Source organism: Aestuariimicrobium sp. Y1814 (genome assembly GCF_050113895.1).
Lineage (GTDB): Bacteria > Actinomycetota > Actinomycetes > Propionibacteriales > Propionibacteriaceae > Aestuariimicrobium.
Genome location: NZ_JBNJRW010000026.1, coordinates 1 through 6,169, shown reverse-complemented (window position 1 = coordinate 6,169; position 6,169 = coordinate 1). Strand labels below are relative to the sequence as shown.

General features: G+C 65.3%; 6 protein-coding genes. 3 read left to right on the top strand and 3 right to left on the bottom strand.

Annotated elements, in window-relative coordinates; genetic code table 11:
• Positions 1 to 110 precede the first annotated feature (110 nt).
• Positions 111 to 1,079 (top strand): IS481 family transposase, encoded by a 969-nt coding sequence (locus ACQE3C_RS15255; protein WP_259808974.1) that lies wholly within the window; start codon positions 111 to 113, stop codon positions 1,077 to 1,079.
• Positions 1,080 to 1,111: 32 nt separating this feature from the next.
• Positions 1,112 to 2,278 carry a nucleotide sugar dehydrogenase gene (locus ACQE3C_RS15250; protein WP_434539976.1) on the top strand — a complete coding sequence of 389 codons (1,167 nt, stop codon included), beginning with the start codon at positions 1,112 to 1,114 and terminating at the stop codon, positions 2,276 to 2,278.
• A gap of 36 nt (positions 2,279 to 2,314) precedes the next feature.
• On the opposite strand, the gene ACQE3C_RS15245 is transcribed toward ACQE3C_RS15250, so the two are convergent.
• From ACQE3C_RS15245 to ACQE3C_RS15235, 3 genes are read right to left on the bottom strand one after another with little or no spacing between them, the layout of a single operon-like run.
• Positions 2,315 to 2,974 carry a SanA/YdcF family protein gene (locus tag ACQE3C_RS15245; RefSeq protein WP_434539975.1) on the bottom strand — a complete coding sequence of 220 codons (660 nt, stop codon included), beginning with the start codon at positions 2,972 to 2,974 and terminating at the stop codon, positions 2,315 to 2,317.
• A 46-nt stretch (positions 2,975 to 3,020) separates the two neighbouring features.
• The gene (locus ACQE3C_RS15240; protein WP_434539977.1) at positions 3,021 to 3,650 is read right to left on the bottom strand and encodes a potassium channel family protein; all 630 of its coding nucleotides are present in this window, start codon (positions 3,648 to 3,650) and stop codon (positions 3,021 to 3,023) included.
• Positions 3,651 to 3,702: 52 nt separating this feature from the next.
• The gene (locus tag ACQE3C_RS15235) at positions 3,703 to 5,040 is read right to left on the bottom strand and encodes a TrkH family potassium uptake protein (protein WP_434539974.1); all 1,338 of its coding nucleotides are present in this window, start codon (positions 5,038 to 5,040) and stop codon (positions 3,703 to 3,705) included.
• 142 nt (positions 5,041 to 5,182) lie between these two features.
• On the opposite strand from ACQE3C_RS15235, the gene ACQE3C_RS15230 reads away from it, so the two are divergent.
• On the top strand, positions 5,183 to 6,151 hold the full coding sequence (locus ACQE3C_RS15230; protein WP_259808974.1) for an IS481 family transposase: 969 nt from the start codon (positions 5,183 to 5,185) through the stop codon (positions 6,149 to 6,151).
• Positions 6,152 to 6,169: the final 18 nt, after the last annotated feature.

Here is a 6,169-nt window from a genome sequence, read left to right as displayed (position 1 = left end):
CTAGGTGTTGGTGGCAGGGACGTTCATGACAGTTGTGCGGTTGACGTGAAGGGAGGACCCCCGCTGGGCTGTGGCTTGTCGAAGGTCACATCTCAACAACGGAGGTCCTCATGTCCCACCCTAAGGCCCGGTTGAACGTCAACGGGCGACTGTTGCTGGTCCAGCGTGTGCGCGTGCAGGGTTGGCCTGTCGCTCACGCCGCGAAAGCGATGGGCATCTCACGCCAATGCGCCCACCACTGGCTCAAGCGCTACGACCAGTACGGCGAGTCAGGTCTTCACGACCGTTCCAGCCGGCCCCACACCATGCCACGGCGCACCAGCCCAGCCGTCGAGGCCCGGGTCCTGGCCCACCGCGCACAGTATCGCCGAGGCCCTGCCCGGATCGCTGCTGCCACCAACGTTCCCGCCCGGACCGTGACCGCGATCCTGCGCCGCCACCACATGCCGCCCCTGGCGCACCTTGACCCGATCACCGGCGCGGTGATCCGCGGCAGTCAGGCCAGCAGGCGCCGCTACGAACGCCAACGCCCCGGTGAGCTCATCCACATCGATGTGAAGAAGATCGGCAAGATCCCCGACGGCGGGGGCTGGCGCCTGCACGGACGTGCCGCCACCAGCGCCGCCAAGAACAAGCGGGAACGGATCGGCTATGACTATGTCCACGCCGCCGTCGACGACTGTTCCCGGCTGGCCTATGTCGAGATCCACGACGACGAGAAGGGCACGACCTGCGCAGGCTTCCTCACCCGCGCCGCAGCGTTCTTCGCCAGCCAGGGCATCACCCGCATCGAGCGCATCATCACCGACAACGCGTTCGCCTACCGCAACAGCCGTGACTTCAAAGCAGCAGTCAAGGCCATGGACGCGAAGCAGAAGTTCATCAAGCCCCACTGCCCCTGGCAGAACGGCAAGGTAGAGCGCCTCAACCGGACCCTCGCGCTCGAGTGGGCCTACCGGCAGCCCTTCACCAGCAACCAGGCCCGCCGCGATGCCCTTGCCGACTGGCTCACCTTCTACAACACTGAACGAGGCCACAGCGCCCTCAACGGGAAACCTCCCATCACCCGAGTGTCATGAACCTGTCCGCCACCAACAACTAGGCTGGTCGCATGAAGATCGCCGTCGCAGGGTTGGGCTATGTCGGCTTGGCCAATGCTGTCATTCTGGCCCAGCACCACCAAGTCGTCGCCGTCGACATCGACGAGCATCGGGTCGAGCTGGTCAACCAACGCCGGGCGCCCATCGTGGACGCCGAGTTGGAACAGTACTTGGCCACCCGCGAGCTGGACCTCACCGCCACCACCTCCGGCGAACAGGCCTACCCAGGCAGCGACTTTATCGTCGTGGCCACCCCCACCAACTACGACGAGCGCAAGAACTTCTTCGACACCTCCAGCGTCGACACCGTCATCGCCGCCGTCGCCGAGCTCGCCCCCGAGGCGACCGTGGTGATCAAGTCGACCATTCCGGTCGGCTACACCGAACAGGCCCGGCTCGACCACCCGGGTCTAGACATCATCTTCAGCCCTGAGTTCCTGCGCGAGGGCAAGGCCCTGCATGACAACCTGCACCCCAGCCGGATCGTGGTCGGCGGCAGCGGCGAGCGGGCAGAAGCGTTCGCCGACCTAATGAAGCAGGGGGCGCTGGACCCCGACACCCCGGTGCTGTTCACCGGCGCCACCGAGGCCGAGGCGATCAAGCTGTTCGCCAACACCTACCTGGCCATGCGAGTGGCCTACTTCAACGAACTCGACACCTACGCGGCCCGGTTCGGGCTCAACACCCGCGAAATCATCCACGGGGTTGGCCTGGACCCACGCATCGGGTCGCACTACAACAACCCCAGCTTCGGCTACGGCGGCTACTGCCTACCCAAGGACACCAAGCAGCTGCTGGCCAACTACGACCAGGTGCCCCAGACCCTGATCCAGGCCATCGTCGATTCCAACGCGACCCGCAAGGATTTCATCGCCACCGACATCATCGCCCGCTCCCCGGAGGTGGTCGGCGTCTACCGGTTGACCATGAAGGCAGGCTCGGACAACTTCCGCTCCTCGTCGGTGCAGGGCATCATGAAGCGGGTCAAGGCCAAGGGCATCCCCGTGATCATCTACGAGCCCACCCTGGACGACGATGAGTTCTTCCACTCCGAGGTGGTGCGTGACCTGGACGAGTTCAAACGCCGCGCCGACGTGATCATCGCCAACCGTCCCAGCGATGAGTTGACCGATGTCAACGACAAGGTCTACACGCGCGACCTGTTTGGCTCCGACTAGGGGTTTTGCCCAGCCGATCGGTCGAGAGTCAGTCGGTCACCGGGGACGCCGCAACGCCTTGGTGACCCCGTCCTCGGGTGGGCCCAGGATCGGGTCGCGGCCCACGATGACGTCAAAGATCATCTTCATGTTGGCAGGCACCTCCCGCAGCTCACCGGCGCGCCAGGCCCGGCGACCGCGCACCGAGGTGTCACCCAGGCCCTGCGCGTCCACGCCCACCATCCGGCACGTCGTGATCGCGCGCGGCAGATGGTACGACTGGCTGATGATGGTCAGTTTCGACACCCCAAAGATCTGCCTGGCCCGGGCGCAGGAGTGGAAGGTGTCGATGCCGGCATAGTCGCGCACCACGTCCTCGAGGGGCACGCCACGCTGCTCGTGGAGGTAGCGGCGCATCGCCTCGGGCTCGTTGTAGTACTTCTCGGTGTTGTCGCCGGAGACCAGGATCACCTTGGCCTTGCCCGCCTTGTACAGGTCGGCAGCCAGGTCGAGGCGTCCCTTCAGGAAGGTCGAGGGCGAACCGTTGGGCAGCACCCCGGCACCCAGCACCAGCGCCACGTCGCGTGCTTCGACATCGGCAACCTGCTCATGCTTGCGCCCCGAGGCGCCAGACCAGGCCACCGCCGTCGGGCCAACCACCACCAGCAGGCCACCCACGAGCAGCGCAACCAGTAGCTGCCGGATGCGTTTGCCCATGGGTCAAGTATGGCCGGGCGCGACAAATCGCTGGTCGCCGCCAACCTCACATCAGGTGGAAGCGCTCGGCCTTGTCGGTGGGCCCGGTCACCACGATCTCGTCGTCGGCCTGGAGCTGGGTCTGCTCGGTGACCTCGCTCCAGTCCTGCCCCGGACGCCGTGCGGCAATGATGGTGACGCCGTAGCGCTTGCGTACCCCAATCTCGCCCACGCTTCGCCCGAGCACCTGCCGGGGCGGGCTGGTGCGCACCAGCGCGAACCCCCCGTCCAGATCAATGAAGTCAGCCAGCTTTGCCCGCAACTGGTGGGCCACCCGCTTGCCGATCTCTCGTTCGGGGTGGACCACCCGCTGCACCCCGATCTGGCTCAGCACGCGCCCGTGGGTGTCGGACACAGCTTTGGCCCATACTTGCTTCACCCCCAGCGAGAGCACCAGTGAACACGTCAGGATGCTTGCCTCGATGGAGTCGCCGATGGCCACGACGACGGTGTCGGCCTCGTCCACGCCCAGTTGGCGCAGCACCTCTTCACTGGTGGCATCGGCCTTGACCACGTGGGTCAACTCGCCGTTGAGACGTTGCACGACGTCCTCTTTGGTCTCGACACCAAGTACGTCAGCGCCCATCGCCATCAGCTCCAAGGCCACCGATTCGCCGAATCGGCCCAGCCCAATCACCACGACGCTGTCGGTCAGGCGCGAGGTGGCACGCGCCCCCCGACCGAGAAAATCAACCAATGATCGGCCTTTCCTTGGGCAGCTCGTAGAGCCGGTGACGAGTTCGCAACGCAAGCGCAGAGGCGAAGGTGAAGGGACCCAACCGTCCCAAGTACATCAACACACACAGCACTGTTTGGCTGAACGGGTCGAGCTGCGCAGTGATACCAGTCGAGAGCCCCACTGTGGCGAAAGCCGAGATGACCTCGAACAGCACTGCATCCAGACCACGACCAGAAGCCACCATGATCGCGATGGTGCACCCCACCACCAGCGCCACCGCCAACAGCGCCACTGAAATGGCCTGGCGGTGGACGGCCCGGCTGAGCCGCTTGCCGAAAACGTGGACGGCGGTGTCGCCGCGCACCTCGGCCCAGATGATGAAGAACAGCACCGCGAAAGTGGTGACCTTGATGCCGCCCGCGGTGCCAGCGGGCCCACCGCCGATGAACATCATCACGTCCATGCCGACCAACGTCGCGGGGTGGAACTGGCCGATGTCGAGCGAGTTGAAGCCCGAGGTGCGCACCTGGACGGCATGGAAGAACCCGGCCAGCACCCGGTCTGCGGGCGCCAGGGCTCCAAGGGTCTTCGGATTCGCCCACTCCAGGGACGTGATGTAGATCGTGCCACTGACCAACAGCAGCACGCTCATCACCACCACCAACCGGGTGTTCATCGCCCAGCGCCGAATGGTCAGGCGATGACGGGCCAACTGGTGCAGAACCGGAAACCCCAGGCCGCCCAGGATGGTGGCACCGGCCAGGGTGAGGCTCACCCACGGATCGTCCACGAAACCCATCATGTTGTCGGAGTACAAGGCAAACCCAGCGTTGTTGAACGAGGAGACCGCGTGGAACAAGCCGTGCCACAGGGCCTTGGGTAGGGGCAGATCACCGCCCAACCACCACCTCAACGTGAGAATCGTGGCTGCGATCCCTTCGACCAGCATGGTGGTACGGAACACGCCGAACACCACCGACCTGATTCCGCCAGCTCCCTCGGCGTGAACCTCGGTGGCTGTGGCCAGCCGTGACCGCATGGACAGCTTGCCCAGCACCGCCATGGCGATGATGGTGGCCAGCAGCATGACGCCCAGGCCACCAATCTGGATCAGCGCAATGATGACGACCTGCCCGAAGGGTGTCCAGTACGTGGCTGTGTCCACCGTGACCAGACCCGTGACACAAATGGCGCTGGTGGCGGTGAAGAATGCCTCCAGGAACGAGGCTCCGCCTGGCCCGCGGCGGGCAATCGGCAACATCAGCAGCCCAACGCCAGTCCAGACCGCCATCGTGAAGGCGATCAGGATCAGCCGCACCGGATGCAGGCGCCTCAGGGCATCAGCCACGCCGTTACAGTACTCCCGCCGTCAACCCGGTACTAGGTGTTGGTGGCAGGGACGTTCATGACAGTTGTGCGGTTGACGTGAAGGGAGGACCCCCGCTGGGCTGTGGCTTGTCGAAGGTCACATCTCAACAACGGAGGTCCTCATGTCCCACCCTAAGGCCCGGTTGAACGTCAACGGGCGACTGTTGCTGGTCCAGCGTGTGCGCGTGCAGGGTTGGCCTGTCGCTCACGCCGCGAAAGCGATGGGCATCTCACGCCAATGCGCCCACCACTGGCTCAAGCGCTACGACCAGTACGGCGAGTCAGGTCTTCACGACCGTTCCAGCCGGCCCCACACCATGCCACGGCGCACCAGCCCAGCCGTCGAGGCCCGGGTCCTGGCCCACCGCGCACAGTATCGCCGAGGCCCTGCCCGGATCGCTGCTGCCACCAACGTTCCCGCCCGGACCGTGACCGCGATCCTGCGCCGCCACCACATGCCGCCCCTGGCGCACCTTGACCCGATCACCGGCGCGGTGATCCGCGGCAGTCAGGCCAGCAGGCGCCGCTACGAACGCCAACGCCCCGGTGAGCTCATCCACATCGATGTGAAGAAGATCGGCAAGATCCCCGACGGCGGGGGCTGGCGCCTGCACGGACGTGCCGCCACCAGCGCCGCCAAGAACAAGCGGGAACGGATCGGCTATGACTATGTCCACGCCGCCGTCGACGACTGTTCCCGGCTGGCCTATGTCGAGATCCACGACGACGAGAAGGGCACGACCTGCGCAGGCTTCCTCACCCGCGCCGCAGCGTTCTTCGCCAGCCAGGGCATCACCCGCATCGAGCGCATCATCACCGACAACGCGTTCGCCTACCGCAACAGCCGTGACTTCAAAGCAGCAGTCAAGGCCATGGACGCGAAGCAGAAGTTCATCAAGCCCCACTGCCCCTGGCAGAACGGCAAGGTAGAGCGCCTCAACCGGACCCTCGCGCTCGAGTGGGCCTACCGGCAGCCCTTCACCAGCAACCAGGCCCGCCGCGATGCCCTTGCCGACTGGCTCACCTTCTACAACACTGAACGAGGCCACAGCGCCCTCAACGGGAAACCTCCCATCACCCGAGTGTCATGAACCTGTCCGCCACCAACA